General features: G+C 60.8%; 21 protein-coding genes. 9 read left to right on the top strand and 12 right to left on the bottom strand.

The genetic code is table 11. The features are described from left to right. Positions 1-90 precede the first annotated feature (90 nt). Together JOE34_RS06585 and JOE34_RS06580 are read left to right on the top strand one after the other, a co-directional pair. Entirely contained in the window at positions 91-936 is an 846-nt protein-coding gene (locus JOE34_RS06585; RefSeq protein ID WP_003421439.1) for a Tim44 domain-containing protein, read from the top strand. A gap of 131 nt (positions 937-1067) precedes the next feature. Further along, entirely contained in the window at positions 1068-1475 is a 408-nt protein-coding gene (locus JOE34_RS06580) for an SMI1/KNR4 family protein (protein WP_003316056.1), read from the top strand. Between the two features lie 38 nt (positions 1476-1513). Here JOE34_RS06580 and JOE34_RS06575 read toward each other — a convergent pair whose 3' ends face one another. Next, positions 1514-3277: a cation:proton antiporter gene (locus tag JOE34_RS06575; RefSeq protein ID WP_003421442.1), complete on the bottom strand. Its 1764-nt coding sequence runs from the start codon at positions 3275-3277 to the stop codon at positions 1514-1516. A 291-nt stretch (positions 3278-3568) separates the two neighbouring features. Here JOE34_RS06575 and JOE34_RS06570 point away from each other — a divergent pair, with 291 nt between their 5' ends. Further along, a complete protein-coding gene (locus JOE34_RS06570) occupies positions 3569-4054 on the top strand; it encodes an acyl-CoA thioesterase (RefSeq protein WP_003316052.1) in 486 nt (161 codons plus the stop codon). 46 nt (positions 4055-4100) lie between these two features. Here JOE34_RS06570 and pdxY read toward each other — a convergent pair whose 3' ends face one another. Then, positions 4101-4967 (bottom strand): pyridoxal kinase PdxY, encoded by an 867-nt coding sequence (gene pdxY, locus JOE34_RS06565; protein WP_003340274.1) that lies wholly within the window; start codon positions 4965-4967, stop codon positions 4101-4103. Between the two features lie 118 nt (positions 4968-5085). Between pdxY and JOE34_RS06560 the strand changes: the two genes are divergently transcribed. Beyond that, the gene (locus JOE34_RS06560) at positions 5086-5478 is read left to right on the top strand and encodes a DUF3301 domain-containing protein (RefSeq protein WP_003316050.1); all 393 of its coding nucleotides are present in this window, start codon (positions 5086-5088) and stop codon (positions 5476-5478) included. Positions 5479-5607: 129 nt separating this feature from the next. Here JOE34_RS06560 and JOE34_RS06555 read toward each other — a convergent pair whose 3' ends face one another. Continuing rightward, positions 5608-6579 (bottom strand): CobW family GTP-binding protein, encoded by a 972-nt coding sequence (locus JOE34_RS06555; RefSeq protein ID WP_209995332.1) that lies wholly within the window; start codon positions 6577-6579, stop codon positions 5608-5610. Positions 6580-6631: 52 nt separating this feature from the next. On the opposite strand from JOE34_RS06555, the gene JOE34_RS06550 reads away from it, so the two are divergent. Then, the gene (locus tag JOE34_RS06550) at positions 6632-7006 is read left to right on the top strand and encodes a hypothetical protein (RefSeq protein WP_010422769.1); all 375 of its coding nucleotides are present in this window, start codon (positions 6632-6634) and stop codon (positions 7004-7006) included. Between the two features lie 3 nt (positions 7007-7009). On the opposite strand, the gene JOE34_RS06545 is transcribed toward JOE34_RS06550, so the two are convergent. Both JOE34_RS06545 and zigA read right to left on the bottom strand, forming a co-directional pair. Further along, a complete protein-coding gene (locus tag JOE34_RS06545) occupies positions 7010-7660 on the bottom strand; it encodes a DUF1826 domain-containing protein (protein ID WP_010422770.1) in 651 nt (216 codons plus the stop codon). Beyond that, positions 7660-8868, bottom strand: coding sequence for a zinc metallochaperone GTPase ZigA (gene zigA / locus JOE34_RS06540; RefSeq protein ID WP_046266565.1), 1209 nt, complete (start codon positions 8866-8868; stop codon positions 7660-7662). The genes JOE34_RS06545 and zigA overlap by 1 nt, the downstream gene beginning before the upstream one ends. 140 nt (positions 8869-9008) lie before the next feature. Between zigA and JOE34_RS06535 the strand changes: the two genes are divergently transcribed. Continuing rightward, positions 9009-9392: a hypothetical protein gene (locus JOE34_RS06535; protein WP_057444958.1), complete on the top strand. Its 384-nt coding sequence runs from the start codon at positions 9009-9011 to the stop codon at positions 9390-9392. A 5-nt stretch (positions 9393-9397) separates the two neighbouring features. On the opposite strand, the gene JOE34_RS06530 is transcribed toward JOE34_RS06535, so the two are convergent. Beyond that, positions 9398-10624, bottom strand: coding sequence for an N-acetylmuramoyl-L-alanine amidase (locus JOE34_RS06530; RefSeq protein ID WP_209995329.1), 1227 nt, complete (start codon positions 10622-10624; stop codon positions 9398-9400). Positions 10625-10824: 200 nt separating this feature from the next. Continuing rightward, entirely contained in the window at positions 10825-11346 is a 522-nt protein-coding gene (locus JOE34_RS06525) for a DUF3617 domain-containing protein (protein ID WP_003316040.1), read from the bottom strand. 169 nt (positions 11347-11515) lie between these two features. On the opposite strand from JOE34_RS06525, the gene cls reads away from it, so the two are divergent. Beyond that, complete coding sequence (gene cls / locus JOE34_RS06520; protein ID WP_004403283.1) at positions 11516-12955, top strand: cardiolipin synthase; 1440 nt, start codon at positions 11516-11518, stop codon at positions 12953-12955. 46 nt (positions 12956-13001) lie between these two features. On the opposite strand, the gene cfaB is transcribed toward cls, so the two are convergent. The 5 genes from cfaB to JOE34_RS06495 form a co-directional block, all read right to left on the bottom strand. Beyond that, entirely contained in the window at positions 13002-14189 is a 1188-nt protein-coding gene (gene cfaB, locus JOE34_RS06515) for a C17 cyclopropane fatty acid synthase CfaB (RefSeq protein ID WP_096133870.1), read from the bottom strand. Between the two features lie 236 nt (positions 14190-14425). Further along, positions 14426-16390, bottom strand: a complete 1965-nt coding sequence (locus JOE34_RS06510; RefSeq protein WP_024693265.1) for a heavy metal translocating P-type ATPase — start codon at positions 16388-16390, stop codon at positions 14426-14428. Beyond that, positions 16387-17457: a protease modulator HflK gene (locus JOE34_RS06505; RefSeq protein WP_016569356.1), complete on the bottom strand. Its 1071-nt coding sequence runs from the start codon at positions 17455-17457 to the stop codon at positions 16387-16389. The genes JOE34_RS06510 and JOE34_RS06505 overlap by 4 nt, the downstream gene beginning before the upstream one ends. Further along, positions 17454-18491, bottom strand: coding sequence for a protease modulator HflC (locus tag JOE34_RS06500; RefSeq protein WP_011269416.1), 1038 nt, complete (start codon positions 18489-18491; stop codon positions 17454-17456). Before JOE34_RS06500 ends, JOE34_RS06505 begins: the two co-directional genes overlap by 4 nt. Before the next feature lie 11 nt (positions 18492-18502). Further along, on the bottom strand, positions 18503-20449 hold the full coding sequence (locus JOE34_RS06495; RefSeq protein WP_110768101.1) for a protease modulator HflK: 1947 nt from the start codon (positions 20447-20449) through the stop codon (positions 18503-18505). 174 nt (positions 20450-20623) lie between these two features. Here JOE34_RS06495 and JOE34_RS06490 point away from each other — a divergent pair, with 174 nt between their 5' ends. Both JOE34_RS06490 and JOE34_RS06485 read left to right on the top strand, forming a co-directional pair. Next, a complete protein-coding gene (locus tag JOE34_RS06490) occupies positions 20624-20779 on the top strand; it encodes a hypothetical protein (protein WP_209996896.1) in 156 nt (51 codons plus the stop codon). A 198-nt stretch (positions 20780-20977) separates the two neighbouring features. Continuing rightward, entirely contained in the window at positions 20978-22597 is a 1620-nt protein-coding gene (locus tag JOE34_RS06485) for a glucan biosynthesis protein D (RefSeq protein WP_003316030.1), read from the top strand. Positions 22598-22643: the final 46 nt, after the last annotated feature.

Genomic DNA, 22643 nt, shown 5'->3' with positions numbered 1-22643 from the left:
ATGTAAAAGTCCGAAACACTAACGCGCTGGTCATGTCGCCATCCGCTGTGCAACATGGCGCGCGTGCAATCACAAAACGGGAATACCCTTATGCAACGTTTTCTAAGCATCGCGATGGCGCTGTGCATCGGGCTCACCATGAGCCTGGATGTGAACGCCGCGCGCTTCGGTGGCGGCAAGAGCATGGGCTCGGCGCCTACGCATCAGACTCGTCAGGCCGCGCCTTCCACACCTGCGGCGGCGCCTAACGCTGCGGGTCGTCCTGCCGCTGCGCCAAGCGGTGCTTCGCGCTGGCTGGGCCCATTGGCCGGTATCGCTGCTGGTGGCCTGCTCGCGTCGATGTTCATGGGTGACGGCTTCAACGGCCTGCAACTGTTCGACATCCTGATCATGGGCCTCATTGCCTTTCTGATCTTCCGCTTCATTGCGCGTCGTCGGCAGCAGCAACAGCCGAAAATGGCCGCTGCCGGTGCACCACCGTACCAGCGCGAAACCAGCCAGCCTGCGCAGAACCCGATCTTCGGCAGTTCTTCCCCGGCCTCCACTGCGCCAGTGATCAACGCACCTGCCTGGTTCAATGAACAGCGCTTCCTGGACGCTGCTCGCGGCCACTTCCAGTCGCTGCAGCAGCACTGGGACGCCAACGAGATGGACAAGATCGCCGAGTTCGTCACCCCGCAAATGCTGCAGTTCCTGAAAAAGGAACGTGCGGACCTGGGCGACGGCTTCCAGTCGACCTACATCGAAAACCTTCAGGTCCAGCTGGACGGTGTGGATGATCGTGCCGACAAGACCATCGCCACGCTGACGTTCTCGGGCGTGTCCAAGACGTCGCGTTTCGACCAGGGCGAAGTGTTCAGCGAAAGCTGGAACATGGAACGCCCGCAAGGCGATAACCAGCCCTGGCTGGTGGCAGGAATTCGCCAGAACGGTTGAACCAGAACCCGTTCTCGCGTTCAGAACCCCGGACATATCCGGGGTTTTTTGTTTATCCGTTCGGATAGTTATTTTGAGAAAGGCTTTACGCTACTGTATAACCCGCGCCATCAAGTGAGAGGATCTGTGTCGTGGAAGAAGTCATTGAACAACTGCGTGAAGCAAATGAACCGGTTCCGGTTCCGCTTGAGCTGCCTGACGAAGACCAACTGGTAGAGATCGAGGAACAGCTGTTCATCAACATTCCGTTTGTCTTCAAGGAATTTCTCCTGACAGTCAGCGATGTAGTGTATGGCAGCCTTGAACCCGTCACTGTGACCGACCCGCAGTCGCACACTTACCTGCCTGACGTGGCCGCTACGGCCTGGGATCTGGGCGTGCCACGCGAGCTGATCCCGATCTGTCAGGACGGTGACGACTACTACTGCGTCGAGGAAGACGGCACTGTATTGCTGTGGTCCGCCGAGGAAGAACTGGTCACCGAAGACAGCTGGGAATCGGTCTGGCACTGGGCTCGGGATGTCTGGCTGGAAAGCTGAGACACCTCTGCTGCGCAGTATTCAAGAATCTCCGGGCCTCAGTGCCCGGAGTTCTCTTGATGGTTACCCAGTGTTTCCAGTAACGCAATCTGCATCCGGGTATGCACACGGATCAGCCAGCGCCACAGCAATGCAGCGACCAGCGCAGCAACCAGAGCAACCACCAGCAGCAGTTCGTTGGCCGGCAGAATGCTTGCCGACAGCGCCGCCAGCATCACGAAAATAACCATCAGCGATAACAGCGGAATCACCTCGGCCACGACCTTGCGCACGCGCACGGTATGACGGCCCGCCATCTCGGGCTTCACGCCCATCTCGGCCAGCAGCATCGACAGTGCCTTGAGCTTGCGGTACGCAGCAATCAGAAACGGCAGTGACAGCAGCAGCGCCGCGCCGCAGATCCAGGCTTTCTGATGGCTGACATCGCCCACCCATTCGCTCATGTAGCCGCCAAGACGCTCGGCAAAATAGCCACCGCTGAAAAAGATCGCCATCACCAGTGCCAGGTTGACGCCGACCTGCAAGAGAATCCGCCTGATCATCCCGGCCAGCACTGCACTCTGGCCTTGCGGCTGAATGCTGCGCAGCCACTCGCCGTACATGCCGAACACCCGTGCAACGCGCCGGGGCATGATCGCCGCCAGCTTGAGCGACAACGGGTCTGCGCCGCGAATCAGGTACGGTGTCAGCAGGGTGGTGATGGCGGATACGGCGACTGCCACCGGGTACAGGAAGTCGCTGGTGACCTGCAGGGTCATGCCCAACGCTGCGATGATGAAGGAAAACTCGCCAATCTGTGACAGTCCCATGCCCACGCGCAGCGAGGTACGGCCATCGTTGCCTGCGATAAAGGCGCCCAGGCCGCAGGACAGCATCTTGCCCAGCACCACGGCAACGGTAATGACGGCGATCGGCCAGGCATATTGCAGCAGGATGCCCGGATCGATCATCAAACCGATGGCCACGAAAAAGATGGCGCTGAACATGTCGCGAACCGGTTCGATCAGACGCTCGATCTTCAGCAACTCACGCGACTCGGCCATGATCGCGCCGATCAGGAAGGCGCCCAGTACCATGCTGTATTCCAGCTTGACCACCAGCAGACAGAAGCCGAAACACAGGCCCAGGACGGTGATCAGCAGCATCTCGTTGCTTTCGAATCTGGCGACGTAGGACAGCAGTCGAGGCACCACAAGGATGCCGACCACCAGCGCCACGATCATGAACAGCGACAGCTTGCCGACGGTGGAGAACACTTCCCCGGAACTGACCGAGCCGCTGACGGCGATCCCGGACAGCAGCGCAATGATGCCGATGCCGAGAATGTCTTCCACGATCAACACGCCGAAAATCAACTGGGCAAAGCGCTGGTTCTTCATCTTCAGGTCGTTGAGCGCCTTGACGATGATGGTGGTGGAAGAGATCGCCAGAATCGCGCCGAGAAACAGCGAGTCCATGGTTTTCCAGCCAAAGAACTGCCCGATCTCGTAACCGATCCAGATCATCAGGGCAATTTCCAGAAAGGCCGCGATGAACGCCGTGGCACCGACCTTGAACAGCTTGCGCAGGCTGAACTCCAGCCCGAGGCAGAACATCAGGAAGATCACCCCGAGCTCGGCCAGAATTTTGATGGTGTCTTCGTCGTGGATCAGACTGAATGGCGGGGTGTGCGGACCGATGATGAACCCGGCAACGATATAGCCCAACACGACCGGCTGCCGGAGGCGATGGAACAGAATGGTCACCACACCGGCCACCAGCATGATCACTGCCAGATCCTGAATGAAATTGATGGCATGCATGATGGCGAAGCTCCTTGTGATGATGGCGTTACAAGCCGATATCGCCGTGCCCTTCAGGGCGACAGCTATCCTTTTCGTCACTAAAATCCGATAAAGACGTAGGAAAAAACCCGATCCACAGGTTTTTGCAGGTTAACACCGCCCCCTTCGACATAAAGGCGGTGCAATATATGGAAACAGATAGTTATGACGCGTGACGGCCGCCTGCTGGCCAGCGTCCCGATAACTGTCGCAAGCCCCTTGAGCGCCAGCATAGGCGCCCCTTGAACACCTTGACCGTGTGAGTACGCTATGGAACCCGGAAACGCCCAGCTGTCGATGACTGTATTGATGACCCCGGACATGGCCAACTTCTCTGGCAACGTACACGGCGGCACATTGCTCAAGTACCTGGACGAAGTGGCCTACGCATGTGCCAGCCGCTACGCCGGACGCTACGTGGTGACGCTGTCGGTAGACCAGGTGATTTTCCGTGAGCCGGTGCACGTCGGTGAACTGGTGACCTTTCTCGCCTCGGTCAATTACACCGGCAACACCTCCATGGAGGTGGGCATCAAGGTTGTCACCGAAAATATCCGCGAACGCTCGGTACGTCACTCCAACAGCTGCTTCTTCACCATGGTTGCCGTGGACGACAATCGCAAGCCCGCCAGCGTCCCGCCCCTGGAGCCCGAATCGGCCGATGCCAAGCGGCGTTTCATCCAGGCGCAGCAACGCCGCCAGATTCGTCAGGAACTGGAAAAGCGTTATCAGGACATCAAGGAAGAAGCGTTGTAATTACCCGGCTCGGGCATCGATGCCCGAGCCTTTGATAGCAGATCTATTATAAACGCACGGCTTCGAACTTTACCCGTGGGTGCGCGATGCGATCCTGAGCGCGCACCAGTTCCAGCTCATAGCTGCCACAGGCCTGGGTTTCCAGCAGCACTTCGTGAACGGCGGCCGCAGCGAACTCGAACGCAGCAACCAGATCGTCGCCGAGCAGCACACGCGACAGAAACAACCCGGAGGTCAGATCACCCACGCCGACCGGCTGACGCGGAAATGCCAGTAACGGGCGGCGCAGGTGCCAGCTGGCCTCGGCAGTGACCAGCAGCATTTCAAAACCATCGGCGGCCTTGCCGGGGTAATCGAGGTGTTTCACCACAATCGCCTTGGGACCACGCGCCAGCAAGGCACGCGCCATCGCCAGGCAGTCGTGCAGTGATTCGGGCTTACGCCCCGAGAAACTGTCCAGCTCCAGTTGATTGGGGCACATGAAGTCCGCCATGGCCGCCGCTTCCTGCAGCAGGAAATCACTGACTTCGGGCGCAACGATGCAGCCTTTTTCAGGATGGCCCATCACCGGGTCGCACAGGTACAGCGCTTTCGGATTGGCCGCCTTGATGCGTGCCACGCCCGTGAGGATCGCCCTGCCCTGCGCCGCACTGCCCAGATACCCCGACAGCACCGCGTCGCAGTTGCCCAGCTCGCCGATGGCGGCAATCCCGTCGATCAGCGCAGGAATCTGCTGCGGAGCCAGCACTTCGCCGGTCCACTGCTTGTATTGCGTGTGGTTGGAGAACTGGACCGTGTTGAGCGGCCAGACGTTGACCCCGATACGCTGCATCGGGAACACCGCTGCGCTGTTGCCTGCGTGGCCGAATACCACATGGGACTGGATAGCGAGCAAATGAGGCGTACGTTTCATGGGGGGCGGAATCCTGAACACGATGCAAATGCAATAATGAGAAATATAAGTCGCGCAGTATGGCTGTAAATCACTCAGGACAGTTAAGCTGGCGACTCCTACGCTGGAGCACTCCGTCATGCTGACCCTGGGAAACATCTTCGTGCTGATGCTGTTCGCGAGCGCCGCGGCCTGGTGGTGGCACGCCCATGGTCTGCGCGAAAAGGCGCTGGCACGCGTCAAGCAGCACTGCGAACGCCTTGAGCTGCAATTGCTGGATGACGCGGTTGCCCTGCGCCGCCTGACCTTCGCCCGCGACGCTCAGGGCCGCAAGCGCCTGGCCCGCGTGTATGGCTTCGAGTTCACGGTGACCGGCGAGCAACGTCACCCTGGCACGATCACCATGTTCGGCGCGCACACTGCGCAAATCGAACTGGCACCCTACCCGTTTGAAATCAAAACACCACCGCCCAGCGCTGAAGTTATTCAGATGAGCGAATGGCGTCAATCGCATCAGAAATGGAAGCAGTAACCGCGCACGACTCTTGTTGCCGCGATTCAGCGCTCATGTTCATGCGTAAATCCGGCTGACTAGCGTGCCAAGGCTCCGGGTTGGCATGCCGTCCCGGACGCTCTGCGTGCTGCCCTCAGCTATCACCTGTCACGCCAGACACTCCGCCATCTGCGACTGCAACTTATCCACATCCTGCGCTGTGGAAAAGATCAACTCCAGGCGAGAGTCCTGACGCCATTCGCTGACTTGCCAGGCCAGCGGAGCCCCATTTACCACGTTGCCGGAATACCAGCCGCCCTCGCTGTGGATAACCATCTTCGCCCGCCGCCAATCAAGGCTTTCCAGCCAGTGCAGGATGCGCTGCAGGTCGAAGCGCTGCGAGGGATGCCAGCGCCAGCCGATGCTCCAGCCTTCAGCACTCACCTGACTCAGACAGATCGGCACCTTCGGGTCGGTCCATAGCGCGGGCAAGTGGCCGACCCCGTTGGGCAGCATCAGCTTATCCACAGTCTGTTTATCCACAGCGGTGCCACTGGCGAACCCCGGCACACGGCTCAGGGGCAGCTCGCCGTGTCGGGTCCAGATCAAGGCATGCGGCAGCAACTGTTCGGCCAATGCCTGGCGAGCGACATCATCCAGTTGCTCGGACTTGTTCATGACCACCAGCCCGGCATGCGCCAGGGCTTCCTGCTGAGTACTCGGCAACGGTTGTCCGGCGAGCATTGCCTGCGCGTCCAGCACCACCACGCCGGGCTGAACATCCAGAACGCCGCGCCACGGCGCTTCGCGCAATTGCGTCATCAGTTGCGCGGGATGGCCCAGCCCCGAAGGCTCGATCAACAGACGGTCCGGCCGCGCCTTGCGCAACAAACGCCCCAGACCGATCTGGAACGGCACGCCATTGACGCAACACAGGCAGCCGCCAGCCACTTCGCCAAGTGCGATACCATCGGCATCCGTGGTCAGCAGCGCGGCGTCCAGGCCGATCTGCCCGAACTCATTGATCAATATGGCCCAGCGCTCATGGGCAGGTTTCTGCGCCAGCAGACGCTTGATCAGGCTGGTCTTGCCGGCGCCCAACGGGCCACCGATGACATGCGTCGGTATGTTTTGCAGCATGAGATCACTTTTGGCGAATGCGTTGTTCATTGAAGAGCAAGGAAGGATACCGATGCAAGTAATGCGGCTGTCTGCCCGCCTGGCGTTGATGCTGCTGACAGCGTCTTGCGGCTCGGCGTGGGCCGAAGCGTGTCTGGTCCACAGCCAGGCCGAAAGGCTCGACGTGAAGGTCTGCCAGGAAAATATCAACATTCCAGCAAACCTGTTTCACGACAGCTTCTGCCAGCCGCAACTGGCCGGGCAGAAGACCGAGACCACCTATTCGCAACAATGCCCGGCAGGCGCATTCGGCGTTTGCCGCAATGCGCAGGTTGCCAATATGCCGTATCGCGAGCACATCCACTATTACGGCGTCGCCGGTGACGCGCTGTACCTCAAACCCTTTTGCGAAGGCCAGAGCAAGGGGCAGTGGATAACGCCTGACTGAGCATCACGCCAGCCAGTCCAGCGTCAGAATCAACCTGCGCTCATTGCGCAGCAGTTGCGGCGAGCGATGGATCAGGCCGAAACCTTCATTGCCGTGCCAGCGCTCGCCCTTGAGCAGCGCTACTTCACCACTGTTGATCTGCTGGATATGGGCAGCATCTGTCGGCTCGGCGTCCAGATGCCCCAGTTGTTTGCGGTCCATCACCCCTTCATGCAGCCATTGACTGCCAACCCCGCCGTAAGTGGTGATAAGACGCACCGGCACGTGGTCGACATGGAAGCGCGGGCACATGGCCTTGTCGAGCACCCGCAAGCGCAGGCCAACGCATTCGGCACCCAACAGACAGGCATAGGCGCCGACCAGCCAGGAAACGTCGGCAATGAATCCCTGATAGCCCAGCAGGTCGGAATACCCCGTTGCCAGCGCGCTCAGGTCAGGCTCGACCTCGCCGCCCTGCACCTCCAGGGTCATGGATTCGGCTAAAGGCTCACCCATCGACAGCAGCAAGGCACCGAAGTCTTCTATGTGCGCAGGCAGTTGACGCTTCCAGAGCGCCAGGTTGACGCCATCCTGCAGAATATCGCCCAACACGTCGGGCGTATCGCCCTGTGCCTGTCGGATTGCGGTTTCAGGTTTAAAACGATAAGCCAGCATCAGGCAGCCACCTCTTCATGCCAATCGCCAAACGGATCGGCCAGCGCACGCCAGCGGTCGGCGCCCGCCTCCATCTCCGCATCAGTAAGCAGGCAGTTGTCCAGCTCGGCAGTCAACTGCGCAAAATCAATGTTCTGGCCGATGAACACCAGCTCCTGCCGACAGTCGCCGGTTTCAGTCGACCAGTTCTCCAGAATGGAACTGACGCTTTCCTTGTCCTCAGGCCAGCTGTCGCGGTTCACGAAACGCCACCAGCGCCCGGCAAAACCATGACGCATCAAGCCGCCTGCCTGCGACCAGCTGCCCGCATCCTTGTATTTGCTGGCCAGCCAGAAGAAGCCTTTGGAGCGCAACAGCTTGCCGTTGCTCCAGGGACGATTGATGAAATCGAAAAAGCGCTCCGGATGGAACGGTCGGCGAGCACGATAGGCGGTTGATGCAATGCCGTACTCTTCGGTTTCCGGCAGGTGTTCGCCGCGCATTTCCTTGAGCCAGCCCGGTGCCTGGGAAGCGCGCTGGAAGTCAAAACGCCCGGTGTTGAGAATCGTCGCCAACGGCACCTGGCCCATCACCATCGGCACAATCTCGGCGTCCGGGTTGAGGCGCTTGAGGATCGCCATCAGCTCTTCACGCTCATTGGAGCTGATCAGGTCGATCTTGCTGAGCAGGATGACGTCGGCAAACTCGATCTGCTCGATCAGCAGGTCGGTAATCGAGCGATCATCGTCTTCACCCATGGTTTCACCGCGTGTGGACAAGCCGTCTGCCGCCTCGTAATCGAGCAGGAAGTTCACGCCGTCGACTACGGTGACCATGGTGTCCAGGCGCGCCAGGTCCATCAGGCTTTTGCCGGCCTCGTCGCGGAAGGTGAAGGTTTCGGCCACGGGCAACGGCTCGGAGATTCCTGTGGATTCGATCAATAAGTAATCAAAACGACCGTCCTGAGCCAGACGGCTGACCTCTTCGAGCAGATCCTCGCGCAGGGTGCAGCAAATGCAGCCGTTGCTCATCTCGATCAGTTTTTCTTCGGCACGGTTCAGGCTGACATCACGCTGAACTTCGCTGCCGTCGATGTTGATCTCGCTCATGTCATTGACGATCACCGCAACCCGCAGGTTTTCGCGGTTGCGCAGCACATAATTGAGTAAAGTGCTTTTTCCGGCGCCGAGAAAACCGGACAGTACGGTAACGGGTAGAAGATTTGCCATCAGGATTCTCCAGGCAGCTGCAAGGTTTGAACCTTGTTCATGTCGGCTGCGACGAATCCCTCTGGCAGCCAACTCTAATCACAACAGGATGTTATAGTATAACAGCCGTAAATAGCTATGGCCTTGCTGAAGGGATCTTCATGAGACGGGTTTCGACAGGTTTGATGGCGATGCTGATCAGCACGCATTTGATAGCTGCACCACCAAGACCCTCCGCCGATCTCGCCACCTGCACGCGCAGTGCGACGCTGCTGGCGTGCAACGATGCGCACGGCAATAGCTACAGCGTGGCCACCGCCGGATCAACGACCTGGTTGAAGGGTTACGAGGTACTCGACAAGCGCCGCTGGGCGCAGACCAACAGTCGCTATGGTCAGTTGACGTTTTTTACCGGGCTGGCGTCTGATGGCGAGGCTTGGGTAGGCACTGTGCAGCGCGTAGGCTGGACGACAATCACTCGGGTATCCAGCTCAAGCGGTACGCGCAGCAAGATCACCTGCAGCCGCTTGAACGGCTGCCGCTAAGCCAGTCAGACCGGCTGTTCCTGCTTCTGCGCCTGCAGCCAGGCCATGTGCGAATCCACTGGCGGGTTACGCTGGAAATAGCGCTGCAGGCCATCGAAAAGGCCATCGGCAACGGCCTGTTGATGACGCGCAGTGACCAGACGCTGACTATCGCGGCTGTTGGAGATGAAACCGGTTTCGACCAGAATCGACGGCACGTCCGGTGATTTGAGAACGGCGAACCCGGCCTGTTCAACACGCTTCTGATGCAGCGTGGTGATGCCTTCCAGACTGCCCAGCACGGTGTGACCCAGTTGCAGACTGGCCGCAATGGTGGCGTTCATCGACATGTCGAGAATCACCCCGGCAAGCATCGGGTCCTTGTCCTTCAGATTGAGCAGCGACGTGGCACCCAGCAGGTCCGCGCCGTTTTCCCGCTGAGCCATGAAGCGCGCCGTTGCCGACGTTGCACCTCCTTCGGAAAGAGCGAACACCGACGCACCCGATGCCGTCAGACGAGGCGCAGCATCGGCGTGCACGGAAATGAACATGTCGGCGTTGGACTTGTGCGCGAACTCGACACGCTTGCGCAGCGGTACGAAAAAGTCATCGTTGCGCACCAGACGTACGTCGAAGCCTTTCTCGCGCTTCAAGCGTCGGGCCAGCAATTGAGCGATGGAGAGCACCACATCTTTTTCGCGCTCACCCCTCGAACCCACGGCACCAGGATCCTTGCCGCCATGGCCGGCATCGACCACCACCATGATGTCGCGCCCGGTGTGCGCCTTGCTGGTCGGGATCGGCACAGGCACCGGCGGCGGCAGCTCAGCCATCTGCACAGGCGCATGGGCCGTGGAACTCATATCCAGCACCAGCCGATGCCCCTGCCCGCCTTCCGGGCCGAGCAGGAAACTGTTGAGCCGTACCGGTGCGGTGAGGTCCAGCACGATGCGTGTGTCGTCACCCTGGCCGTAGTGCCCGGAACGAATCGATTTTATGACGGTACGGTCCAGCGCCAACTGGCTGAAGTCGCCGGTCAGCCGTGAACCGCTGACGTCGATGATCAGGCGGTCGGGGGCTGTCAGGGTGAAGGTCTTGTATTGCACCGGGCCGCTCAGGTCGAGGACCAGTCGCAGCTTGTCGTTGGTACGCCAAAGGCGGGCGTTACGGATCTGCGTGGCGAAGGCACCCAACGGCAACGTCAGGGCCGCGCTGGCCAGCAGCATGTTGAGCAACACTTGGCGTCGGTGCATGGAACGTCTCAAAGAGCAAATTGAGCATCCCGGCTCACGAAGGGTTCATCCACATCATTAGTAACAATATAACATGCAGTTACGAGCAAAAGATGAGGCCCTTCATGAAGATTAAGTCATCTGAAACGCTGCCAGAGGCGACAAAAAATCATCACCTCTAGGCAGCGTGTTCCACGTGGAACATAACTCCATGAATTTGATCAGGTACGCGGGGCGACGTTGCCACATTGTGGCCCCAGCCACACTGCACGGGTGTCCATGCTGCCGTTCTGTTGCTGACCGGTAGCGTTGAATGTACCCACAACATTGGTGGTGAACTCACGATCACTCAGGAACTGCGCCTGCCCGGTGCCCTTGGCTTTCGGGCAGCTGAACTGGAAATTCCAGGTCTTGCCGTTACGCGCAGTAATTTTTTGCGTGCATCCGGATGCCGGGTCAGTCAGCGGAATGTCGTCCGACTGTACTTGCGCCTGAGTCAGGCAAGCCCTCACACCTTTGCCGCCCAGGGTGACGCCCTGCTTCTTCATCATCTGTTCCATCATCGCGCGCTGCTCGGGCGGCAGGTTTTGCAACTGCCCCAGCATCAACTGCATGTCCGGTAGCTGTTGTCCGTCCACTTTCATATTGCTGGACGTCAGCTCCCACAACCCCGGTTGCAGCATCTGCGCCTGAGCCAAAGGAGCCGCCAGACAAAACATCCAAGCCAACATGCGTTTGTTCATTTCAAGATTCCTGATCGGGCATTGCGGATGAAAACGAGACTGGAATAATCCAGCCAAAAGATAAACCTTAGACGGCAGACATGTCGCCCAGTTGCACCCGGAATTAAATAGCGACATTCCTGTTCAGCTGTGGTCTGTTAGGCAGCAAAGGCGAGGAGCATTGTTCCACATGGATTATCACGACCCGTACTTTTTCGGTTACGTCCTGGGTTTCATTCATTTACTTGGTACAGGCGCCGCCATCCATGCGTTGCTGACCGTGCGCACCTCTCAAGGCGCGATTGCCTGGGCGATGCCGCTGCTGTTCATTCCCTATTTCACCTTGCTGCCTTACCTGGTGTTCGGCCGAAGCTCATTCGACGCGTACATCAAGGCGCGCCGCCAGGCCAACCAGGAAATGCGGATCGCGATCGGCGACCTCAACTGGCGCCCATGGATGGAAGAAGCTGTGGCTGCGCGTCGATCAGATGCGTATGCGGCGCTGCGTGCAATGCCCAAGCTGGGCAACATGCCGGCGCTGGCCAACAACAAGGTCAAGTTGCTGATCAATGGCGAGGAAACCTTCGGAGCCATTTTTCAGGCCATCCGTGAAGCGAAAAAGACCATCCTGATTCAGTTCTTCATCATTCATGACGACAAACTCGGGCGCGAACTGCAATCGCTGCTGCTGGAAAAAGCCGCCGAAGGCGTGGCGATCTTTGTACTTTACGACCGCATCGGCAGCCACGCTCTGCCAGGTGCCTATATCGATAAGCTACGCGACGGTGGCGTGCAGATAAAAGCCTTCGCCACACGCGGCGGCTGGCTCAATCGCTTTCAGATCAACTTCCGCAACCACCGCAAGATCGTCGTCGTCGATGGCCTGAAAGGCTATATAGGCGGTCATAACGTGGGTGATGAATACATGGGCCTGAAGCCGCCGCTGGCCCCATGGCGCGATACTCACGTGCAAGTCATCGGCCCGGTGGTCGCCTGCTTGCAGGAGTCGTTCGCTGAGGACTGGTTCTGGGCCACTCGCGAACTGCCACCGCTCAGCCTGCCTGATGAATTTCCCGAAGACGGTGTGCTTTGCCAGCTGCTGACCAGTGGCCCGGCTGATGCGCAGGAAACCTGCTCGCTGTTCTTCGTGGAAGCCATCCACGCTGCCGAAGAGCGCGTATGGATCACCAGCCCCTACTTCATCCCGGACGAAGCCGTCACCGCTGCGCTGACTCTGGCAGTGTTGCGCGGCGTGGACGTGCGCCTGCTGCTGCCGTCGCGCCCTGATCACTACGTGGTGTATGCCGCTTCAAGTCTGTACGCCTTTGATGCTGTGCGTGCCGGAGTGCGGGTATTCCGCTACGAACCGGGCTTCCTGCATCAGAAGGTCGTCCTGGTCGACAACGAGATCACCGCCATCGGCAGCGCCAACCTCGACAACCGCTCGTTCCGCCTCAACTTCGAATTGATGCTGCTGACGGTCGACAGCGACTTCTCCAGCCAGGTGGAATCCATGCTCACCGCCGACTTCAACCTCGCACGTGAAATCTCCGTGCAGGAAAGCCACGAAACGCGACGTCTGCATCAACTGGGTATGCGTGTGGCGCGGCTGATTTCACCGATTCTGTGAGACCTGTGCTCGCTACGCTGCTTGCCTTGAAGGGCTAAACGGGACGTCACCCATAAATATCCTCACGCGTCAGCGGTAGCCCGGTCTTGCCGTCGGCGAAGGGTTTTACGGCGAGTATCTGGTGCAGGTTGATCCAGCCTTTGGTGAATCCATAGGCACAGCCTGCGAGGTACAGCCGCCAGATCCGCAGGGTCTGTTCGGGCACGATGCGCGCGGCTTCGTCGAGCCGGGCTTCCAGTCGAGCGCTCCAGTGCTCGAGGGTTTTCGCGTAGTGCGGGCGCAGGCTTTCCACGTCGACCACTTCAAGCCCGGCGTCGCTGATCTGGGCGCTGATCATGGCCAGGTGCGGCAGCTCGCCATTGGGGAAAACATAGCGATCGATGAACTCGCCGGCACCACGCCCGACAGGACGACCGTCGGTATGCCGGGCGGTGATGCCGTGATTCATCACCAGGCCGCCCTCCTTCACCGCACCGAACAGGCGTTGCGCGTACAACGGCAGGTTGGCATGCCCGACGTGCTCGAACATGCCGACACTGACCACCTTGTCGAAGCGCGCATCCTGCGGCAGGTCACGGTAATCGAGCAGTTGCAGGTCGACCTTGTCCTGCAGACCTTCGGCTTGAACCCGCTCGCGAGCCAGCGCCAATTGTTGCTGGCTCAGGGTGATGCCAAAGACCTTCACGCCGTATTCGCGAGCAGCAAAACGCGCCAGCCCGCCCCAGCCGCAGCCGACGTCCAACAGGTACTCACCGCGCTTGAGCCGCAGCTTGCGGCAAAGGTGGTGGAATTTATCCTGCTGCGCCTGCTCCAGCGATTCGTCGCCGGTCTTGAAATACGCGCAGGAGTAGACCATCTCCCTGTCGAGCCAGAGCTGGTAGAAGTCGTTGGAAACATCGTAGTGGTAGGCAATCGACGCCGCGTCAGTATCTTTGTCATGCTCGACCCGGACCGGATTGCCAGCGCTGTCGTCATCGTCCACCAGCGCGTGGGTCAGTTCATCGCAGACCCGGACCACTTCGCTGATTGAACCCTCCAGCTCCAGCCGTCCCTCTACGAACGCGCTGCCAAGCAGGCCCAGACTGGGGTGGCTGAAGTCGGAGACCAGTTGCGGATCCTTGACGACTATCGTGACGCTGGGCGAAGGCCCGAGGTCCATCTGATGACCGTCCCAGAGCTTTAGCCGCAACGGCAGATGGAGATTCTGCAGGGCCGTTGGAAGTTGTGTAAGCATTTCAAAATCACCCCCTTATCCAGAAACTCAAAAAAGAGTAATCCAGCAAGGGCCCCGCAAAAGGGCCCGAAAAGGCATTGGCGACGGCAAAACTGCTATGAATCAACTGCGGGGGAACAGCCTTGTGCCCTCTGATTCGAGCCGAGAGTCAGCCTGAATTTGGATCACACAATGAAACACAGCGCTTAATCTGTAACAGAATTAGTCAAAGCTCAAGCCGTTTGACGCACTGATCATCAGCGCAGGCGTGAGCCCTGATGCTGCACACCCGCGTCGTCGAGCTTGAGCAATGGCTCCTGAAAGCGCAGCAAACGTCCGGCGTTGCCCAATACCAACAGGGTGCTTAGATTGTGCAGGATAGCTGCGACCATCGCACCCGCAGCACCAAGCAGACCAAAGGCGGCCAGTGCCACGATCGCCAGCGTCCAGCCCAGCCCGATGATGACGTTGACTTGCAAGGTCTGACGACACTGGCGGCTGAGTCGCACGCAGGTGCCGAGGCGGCGCAGGTCGCTGCCGATCAGCACGATGTCGGCGGACGCCAGCGCGATATCCGCCCCACCCGCGCCCATCGCCACGCCGACCACGCCCGCCTTCAGGGCCAGCGAATCGTTGACCCCGTCGCCCACCACCATCGGCCGGAACCCTTTGGCAATCTCACCCATGACGCGGTTGAGCTTGTCCTCAGGCAGCGCCTGAGCCTGCACGTCAGCGATGCCGATATCGTGCGCCAGGTTGTCGGCCACGCTCTGCCGATCACCGGTCAACAGCAATTGTCGCCCCAGGCCCAGGCCACGCAATTCGAACAGTGCCGCCTGGGCTTCGGGTTTGACGCTGTCGGCCAGCAGCAGCCAGGCGAGAAAAACACCGTCCAGCGACAGCCCGGCCAGCGGGCCGTCATGTGCAGGGACGGCAGGCGTGATGATGCCCATCTGCGCGAACAACTCCGGGCGGCCCAGTGCCGCATCACCCTGCCCGGTCGAGGCCACCACCCCCAGACCCTGGCGCTCACGGGTGTCGGTCAGCGGCAGCAGTCGGGCATTATCCACCAGCCCGGCCAAGGCCCGACTCACCGGGTGACTGCTGGCAGACCCGAGGCTCGCAGCCAGCTCCAGCAATTGCGGATGCTGCGGCCCTTCAGCCTGCACCGACTGCAAGCGCAGTCGGCCATAGGTCAGGGTGCCGGTTTTATCCACAACCAGTGAGTTGAGGTCAGCCAGTTCTTCAAGAAACGCCGAACTGCGGATCAGAATTCCGTGCCGTGCCGCAACCGCAATACCAGCAATGGCAGTGGCGGGAGCCGAAAGCACCAGCGCGCAGGGACAGGCCGCAACCAGCACCGCCAGCATCGCCTGCGCATCCTGAGTGATAAACCAGGTCAGCGCCGCGATCAGCAAGACCAGTACCATGTAACTGCCTGCGTAGCGCTCCAGCAGACGGGTGATAGGCGGCTTGGAACGCTCCGCGCTCTGCATCAGCGCGATGACCTTGCCCAGCGTGGACTGATCGCCGATGCGGGTCACTTCGATGCGCAGCAGGCCGTCGAGGTTGATGGCGCCACCGAACACCTCGACCCCGACAATGGCTTCCAGCGGGACCGATTCGCCGGTGATCGACGACGTATCCAGACTGGCTTGCCCGGACAGCACCCGACCGTCCGCCGGAACGCGGTCGCCCGCCCGCACCTCCACTTGATCGCCGGCTTTCAGCGTCGCATTGTCGACCTCGCGCACGCTGCCGTCGGCGCCCAGCAAACGCGCCTGGCTGCGGGTCAGGCGTCCCAGCGCTTCGATGGCCTCTTGCGAGCCGATCACACTGCGCTCTTCCAGCACATGGCCGAAGATCATGATGATCGGCAGCAAGGCGGCGGTCATCAGGTCACCGGTGGCCCAGGCACCGAGCATCGCCAGCGCGATCAACTGGTCGGTGATGCCGTGCAGGCTCGGATGCCGCAAGCTGTGCCAGCCGGCGCTGATCACCGGTATTGCCACCAACAATGATGCAGCGCCCAAGAGCAACTGGCTGACACCTTCCTGCTCCGGGGCAAAAAACCGCCAGACCAGTCCCAATCCCAGCAAGCCCAAGGCCAGCATCGCGAGGGTTAGCTGCCGGGCGGCACTGCGCTGTTCTGCGCTGCTCAGCAGACTGCCAGGCGCTTGCGGCTGGTCGGCGTCGTGGGTGTGAACGGCTTCGCCACTCATTGTGGTGCTCCCTGAATGATCAGGCGGGAATCGTCTTTGGGGTCGACCGTGGTCACCGAACCTGCCTGATGCAGAATGGCCGGTACACGTTCACGGTAGAGGCGTTGCATCAGGCCGGGGTCGCTGCGGGTTTCGGCTGATTGGGTCAGGCTGACGACCGTTGCAGTGGCCGCCTGCGCCTTGGCCAGACGCTCGGACGCCTGTGCGTGCGCCACTTGCAGGGTTCGGTCGGCCTGTTGATTGGCGGTCTGGGTCAGCTTTTCGGCATCAGTGCGTGCATTGGCCACGGCCTGATCGGCCTGCTGACTGGCCGTCAGCACGGCATTGAACGCATTGACTGCGGAGGTCGGCAGGCTCGACTGCACATCCACCCGAGCGACCTCGACACCGATGCCCATGCCTGTCGCCTTGAGCTCGGCCAGACGCTGATTGATGCCGCGCACCAGATCGCCACGCAGCCGCTCACGGCGCTCGGCAGCCTGGCTGTCAGCACCGATCAGCTCGGGACGGGCAACCAGAATGGTGTCCAGATCCCGCGCTGCCGTCAGCGCCACAGCACTGCGATTGACCAGTCGGTCCAGCGCGGGCAATACATGCTCGCCTTGCAACACGAAGGCAGTGGGGTCAGTCACTTTGTAAAACACCGTGACGTCCAGTTGCACCACACCGGCATCGCCAGTCAGCAGAAAACCGGAGCCTGCCAGTGCATCACTCATGGGTGCCGACAGGGTCGCGATTTCATCGGCCTTCAACGCGGCAGGCGAACGCAGCAGGGTTTCCACGCGCCGCTCGATCACCCGATCAGCCGAAGGCAGCAGCACCACCTGTTCGAACGGCTGCGGCCAGGCGACCAGCAATCCTGCGTTCTGAACCCGTTCGATCGCGCCGAAGTGCATGACCACCGCGCGGTTCTGTGGGTCGATCTGGCGCACGTTGGACGTCGCCCAGGCCAGCGCGGCGAGCAGTGTCACACCATACAGCCCAATAAACGCCAGACGACTCGCCTGCAACCAGGGGCTGTTCACCGGCGGGCGCTGCGCCACGGCTTCGTCGACCGGCTGGCTCATGGCTGCGTTCCGCTCTTGCCGTCCAGCGTCGGCGGGCCGTCCACCAGCACGCGGAACGGCGCGGCGTCGGTACGCAGTATCAGGCGCGTGCCGGGCGTTACGATGGTGCCCAGCGTGTCCAGCGAGCGCAGCAGGTTGTAGAGCTGCGGCGAGCCCGCATAGGCACGGCCATAGATCTGCGCGGCTTCAACCCGCGACTGTGCTTCAATATCGGCCGCCTTGACCGTGGCATCGGCTTCGACAATTCGTGCGTCGCGCTCGGCGGCCGAACGAATCTGCGCCGCCTCTCGCTTGCCCACCGCGGTGCGCTCGGTGGCGATGGTCTCGCGCTCGGCGCGCATGCGGTCCACGGTAGCGTTGAGCGTCACCGACGGCAGAGTCAGTCGTTCCACGCCGACCTGCAGGACACGCACCCCGTAAGTCGCCAGCAGTTGCTGATCGATCTGCTGGCGCAGCTGATTTTCGAAGGCGGTGATATTCACCTTGCTGGCGTCGGTATTCACCAGGCTGGAGAGGTCGAAACTGCTCGCCGTGGTTTCCAGCGCAGAGCCGACAAAAGTGCGGATCTGCCGCGCCGCTTCGTCGGGCTGGTTCTGTACTGCGCGCATGAAGCGCTGCACGTTGTCGGCGTCGCCCTGCACCTGCCACGCCACGTAGGCCTGAACGATAATGCGCAAGCCATCGCGGGTACCGACGTCCTGCAGACCGCTGGAGGTGGTGCGCAGGCGCAGGTCCACCGGGATGGTCGCCTCGAACGGTGCCGGCCAGCGCCAGTTGAGGCCCGGCTCCAGCAGGACCCGGGACGGGTTGCCGAAGCGCGTGACGACAGTCGCCTCGCCCGAACGCACCTGCACCAGGCTCGCTGCTGCAATCGCAAACGCGATCAGCAGCGCAGCCAGGCTTGCCCGTCGCCAGGGGAACGCTGCCGGGCCGCTCGCGCCATGATGATGGTGGTGATGACCGTGGCCGCCATGGCCGTGACTGTCATGGCTATCGTGGTCGGCGTGATCGTGATGATGATGAAACAGACTCAAGGGACGACTCCTTACTGAACGGCTTTACGCGGCGCCGTTGGGTCTGCCGGTGGGGTGAAGGTACGCAGGTCGATGGTCGGCGCACTGTCGCCGCCCAGACGATGATCAAGTATCAGCAACTTCGCATTGCCCAGGCCCTCGGTCAGTTGGGCCAGGTATTGCTCCAGCAAAAACGCCTGGCCTGCCTTGGCATAGGCCTGACGTTCAGCACTGAAGCGTAGGTCTGCACCCTGTGCGCCGGCCAGAATCTCGCGGGCGGCGGCACTGGCCTGATCACGCGCCACGCTGGCATTGAGCTGCGCCTGATTGGCCTTGTCGCTGGCCGCGCCGCGTTCGCGGGAGATCAGCGCCTGTGCACCGATCTGCGCAGCCTGAACAGCATGATAGGCGTTGGCAGCACCGGCGGGCGGGTGGATGGCTTCAACCACCGTGGCGAGCAATTCGACGCCGCTGTCCAGACGCTGCAAGTCGGCCTGCACGGCCTTGCCGATGTCATCGGCCAGCTCGCTACGCTGTTCGCCGAGCAGTTCATCCAGCGTGCGCGAAGCAAAATCATGCACCAGCACCCGGCTGGCCGTGCTGCGAATCAAGGACGGAATGTCAGCGCTGTTATAGGTCGACGCCATGGCTGCGGCATCTGTCAGGCCAATGCGATAGACGAATCGCACGTCCATGTTGACGATCTGAAAGCTCTGCTTGTCGCCGGCACTGCTGGCAATGACCTGGGATTTTTCGTTGATATGGCTGGCATCCCACAGACGGTTGGCGCTGCCCGGTGGCGGGCCTTCGGCCGGGTCCAGCGTCTGCTCGAAGGTGTCGGCGGCAGAAACGCTGGTCGCCAGCTCATGAACCACGCCGTTTTCAACCGCCAGCACGCGCCCGAACGGCCAGGGCAAACCCACATGCAGACCGGGACCGAATACATCGACCGGCTTGCCGAAGCGCTCATAAATGCCCCGCCCCTGCATGGGGATTTCATGCACGCCGCTCAGTACCCAGCCCAGCGCTGCGACCACCGCCAGCACCGGCAAAAAGGCGCGACGCATGTAGGTAAAGGCCCAGATCTGGCGCAGATCGATGCCGAAACGGTTGTGCAGTTCGTGCTGCAGGGCAAGCAGCGGGCGCGGCGGCCAGCGCAACAGGTCAGCGATGAAACTCGCAGCCAGCAGGCGCGGTTCGCTACGTGGGTTGCGCGGGCTGAACACCGACAGCACAGCGCGCAGCAGGAACTCCAGCGCCACGCCAAGCGGCAGCAGGCCGATCAACACCGCAAGCCGCGCAGGCCAGACACGCTCTGCACTGGAGAAGAACAGGCACAGCGCGCCAATCAGCAGGACGATGAGCGTCATGCGCACCAGTTGCGCCAGCGCTCCGGCCTCCGGCGACTGACTGTCGGACTCGCTGCTCAACTGTCGCTCTATGACCAGCAGCCCGAACGCCAACAGCAGCATAACGCTGCCGGCCAGGCTACCGGCGGTGGAGAGGTCGGCACCGGACAGCGCCAGGTTCCAGAAGGCGCGAACGACGATCAACGCCAGCACCGCCCAACCGGCAAGCCACAGGGCCGAGCTGCCAACGTGCCTGACCAGCGATTTGCCGGAGTCACTCAGCCGTTCAAGCAGGCGCTCGTACCAACCGCTCTCGTCGCCAGCAGACAGGTTTTCGTCGAGCGTATCTGCATTCGGCGAACGCAGCGCGCGAGCCCGCCACAGCGCGACATGTCGCGCCGACTGCAAGCCCGCTGTGAGCAGAAACAACGCCGCCGAGGCGTTGCACAGCACCGCCATCCACAAAGAGCCAGGGGAAAACAGATCGATGGACAACGCCAGCAGCAGCCCGAACGCTCCTGCCCCACCGGTCACATACATCAATCGTCCCAGACGCCGAACCTGTTGCACCGCCATTTGAAAACGCGGCAGGCCTTCAAGGCCTTCGTGCTCATCCAAATCAACCCGCATCACTACCCCGGCACCCGCTTATTTATCGCCCTTTGGAGAGCCCTGCATTGGCATCTGAATGCCAGTGAATCATAGCGTTACGATATAACACGCGGAGTGAAACTTTCGTCAGGACTATTAGCTGAACGAATGTGAGATAGCGGCGCTGCCCAGCGGTCGAATCGAGCTGAAGTCGTGCAGGTGGTGGGCCCGCACGCCAGCAAAATGATTGCTGAATATTGCTTGGCAAAAAAGTTTTTAGCGTCGGCCGAAGGCATCGAGTTGATCGGCGCTTCTTGCCCCGATCGTCTGAAAGCCTTGCGCCAAGCGGCGATGCGCTTAATCGATTAGTCTAAAGCGAGGAAAAAAACAGCGTCATAGCCGTCAATACGCCGGATTCATTACCCATGATCGGCGTTTTTTTTTGGCCGATTTCCGAACCGTATCTCGTCTTTGTTATCTGTTGTGGGTAGTTTGCGTTCGGCAAGGAGTCGTTGGCGCGCCATTTTTTGTGCAGGACGCACAGAATTACTCAGAGGCTTCACCTTTATGAATCGCAGAAATCTCCTGAAAGCGTCCATGGCGTTGGCCGCCTACGGCAGCGTATCGGCCTCAGGGCTTTTTGCTGCGCGGGCACTGGCCGCCGCAGCCGATGGCGAGATCGAACACTTCGATTTTGCAGAGTTGCAGGCGCATGCCAAGAAGCTTGCGAGCAAAGGGTATGTGAGCAACAAGCAGGTGCTGCCACCGGTACTTGCGAACATGACGCCGCAGCAATTCAATGCCATCCGCTACGACCCGAATCACTCACTGTGGAAAGACGTCCACGGCCAGCTCGACGTGCATTTCTTCCACGTCGGCATGGGCTTCAAGACGCCCGTGCGCATGTACAGCGTCGATCCGCAGAGCAAGCAGGCGCGCGAAGTGCACTTCCGCCATGACCTGTTCAACTACGAGAACAGCGGCATCGACAAGAACCAGGTCAAGGGCGACCTGGGCTTTGCCGGTTTCAAGCTGTTCAAGGCGCCTGAAATCGCCATCAATGACGTCGTTTCGTTCCTCGGCGCCAGCTACTTCCGCGCCGTGGACAGCAACAAGCAATACGGCCTCTCGGCCCGCGGCCTGGCCATCGACAGTTACGCCAAGCGTCAGGAAGAATTCCCGGACTTCACCAAGTTCTGGTTCGAAACGCCGGACAAGAACGCGACGCGCTTCGTGGTTTACGCACTGCTCGATTCGCCGAGCGCGACCGGTGCCTACCGCTTCGACATCGACTGTCAGGCCGGCCAGGTGGTCATGGAAATCGACGCGCACGTCAATGCGCGTACCGATATCCAGCAGCTGGGCATTTCGCCGATGACCAGCATGTTCAGCTGCGGCACCCACGAGCGCCGCATGTGCGACACCATCCACCCGCAAATCCACGACTCGGATCGCCTGTCGATGTGGCGCGGCAACGGTGAGTGGATCTGCCGTCCGCTGAACAACCCGGCCAAACCACAATTCAGTGCGTTCTCCGACACCGATCCGAAAGGTTTCGGGCTGGTGCAGAGCGATCACGAATTCTCCAGCTATCAGGACACGGTCGTCTGGTACAGCCGCCGTCCAAGCCTGTGGGTCGAGCCGATCACGGCGTGGGGCGAAGGCGAGGTCAGCCTGCTGGAGCTGCCGACCACCGGCGAGACGATGGACAACATCGTGGTGTTCTGGACACCGAAGACGCCGGTCAAGGCCGGGGATTCGATGAACTTCGGCTACAAGCTGTTCTGGAGCCCGCTGCCGCCGGTGAGCACGCCGCTGGCACAGGTCCACGCGACACGCTCAGGCATGGGCGGCTTCCTCGAAGGCTGGGCACCGGGCGAGCATTACCCGACAACCTGGGCACGCCGCTTTGCGGTGGACTTCAACGGCGGCGGTCTGGATCGCTTGCCGGAAGGCACCGGAATCGAACCCATCGTCACGGTCACTCATGGCAAGGTGCAGGACTTCAACATCCTCGTGCTGCCGGACATCAAGGGCTACCGCGTCACCTTCGACTGGGTACCGGACAGCGACTCGGTCGAGCCGGTCGAAATGCGCATGTTCATCCGCACTGGCGACCGTACGCTGAGCGAGACCTGGCTCTATCAGTACTTCCCGCCTGCACCGGACAAACGTAAATACCCGTAGTCCGCAGATGGGTGACGCAGAGCGTCACGAAGGGCATTCCCACGAG

Origin of the sequence: Pseudomonas sp. PvP028 (genome assembly GCF_017832255.1) — a bacterium.
Lineage (GTDB): Bacteria > Pseudomonadota > Gammaproteobacteria > Pseudomonadales > Pseudomonadaceae > Aquipseudomonas > Aquipseudomonas syringae.
This window is presented reverse-complemented; position numbering and strand designations above follow the sequence as displayed.

Coding starts and splice junctions, on each gene's coding strand:
- JOE34_RS06585 (WP_003421439.1), top strand. CDS start 91: ATGCAACGTTTTCTAAGCATCGCGATGGCGCTGTGCATCGGGCTCACC.
- JOE34_RS06575 (WP_003421442.1), bottom strand. CDS start 3,277: ATGCATGCCATCAATTTCATTCAGGATCTGGCAGTGATCATGCTGGTG.
- JOE34_RS06570 (WP_003316052.1), top strand. CDS start 3,569: ATGGAACCCGGAAACGCCCAGCTGTCGATGACTGTATTGATGACCCCG.
- pdxY (WP_003340274.1), bottom strand. CDS start 4,967: ATGAAACGTACGCCTCATTTGCTCGCTATCCAGTCCCATGTGGTATTC.
- JOE34_RS06560 (WP_003316050.1), top strand. CDS start 5,086: ATGCTGACCCTGGGAAACATCTTCGTGCTGATGCTGTTCGCGAGCGCC.
- JOE34_RS06555 (WP_209995332.1), bottom strand. CDS start 6,579: ATGCTGCAAAACATACCGACGCATGTCATCGGTGGCCCGTTGGGCGCC.
- JOE34_RS06550 (WP_010422769.1), top strand. CDS start 6,632: ATGCAAGTAATGCGGCTGTCTGCCCGCCTGGCGTTGATGCTGCTGACA.
- JOE34_RS06545 (WP_010422770.1), bottom strand. CDS start 7,660: ATGCTGGCTTATCGTTTTAAACCTGAAACCGCAATCCGACAGGCACAG.
- zigA (WP_046266565.1), bottom strand. CDS start 8,868: ATGGCAAATCTTCTACCCGTTACCGTACTGTCCGGTTTTCTCGGCGCC.
- JOE34_RS06535 (WP_057444958.1), top strand. CDS start 9,009: ATGAGACGGGTTTCGACAGGTTTGATGGCGATGCTGATCAGCACGCAT.
- JOE34_RS06530 (WP_209995329.1), bottom strand. CDS start 10,624: ATGCACCGACGCCAAGTGTTGCTCAACATGCTGCTGGCCAGCGCGGCC.
- JOE34_RS06525 (WP_003316040.1), bottom strand. CDS start 11,346: ATGAACAAACGCATGTTGGCTTGGATGTTTTGTCTGGCGGCTCCTTTG.
- cls (WP_004403283.1), top strand. CDS start 11,516: ATGGATTATCACGACCCGTACTTTTTCGGTTACGTCCTGGGTTTCATT.
- cfaB (WP_096133870.1), bottom strand. CDS start 14,189: ATGCTTACACAACTTCCAACGGCCCTGCAGAATCTCCATCTGCCGTTG.
- JOE34_RS06510 (WP_024693265.1), bottom strand. CDS start 16,390: ATGAGTGGCGAAGCCGTTCACACCCACGACGCCGACCAGCCGCAAGCG.
- JOE34_RS06505 (WP_016569356.1), bottom strand. CDS start 17,457: ATGAGCCAGCCGGTCGACGAAGCCGTGGCGCAGCGCCCGCCGGTGAAC.
- JOE34_RS06495 (WP_110768101.1), bottom strand. CDS start 20,449: ATGCGGGTTGATTTGGATGAGCACGAAGGCCTTGAAGGCCTGCCGCGT.
- JOE34_RS06485 (WP_003316030.1), top strand. CDS start 20,978: ATGAATCGCAGAAATCTCCTGAAAGCGTCCATGGCGTTGGCCGCCTAC.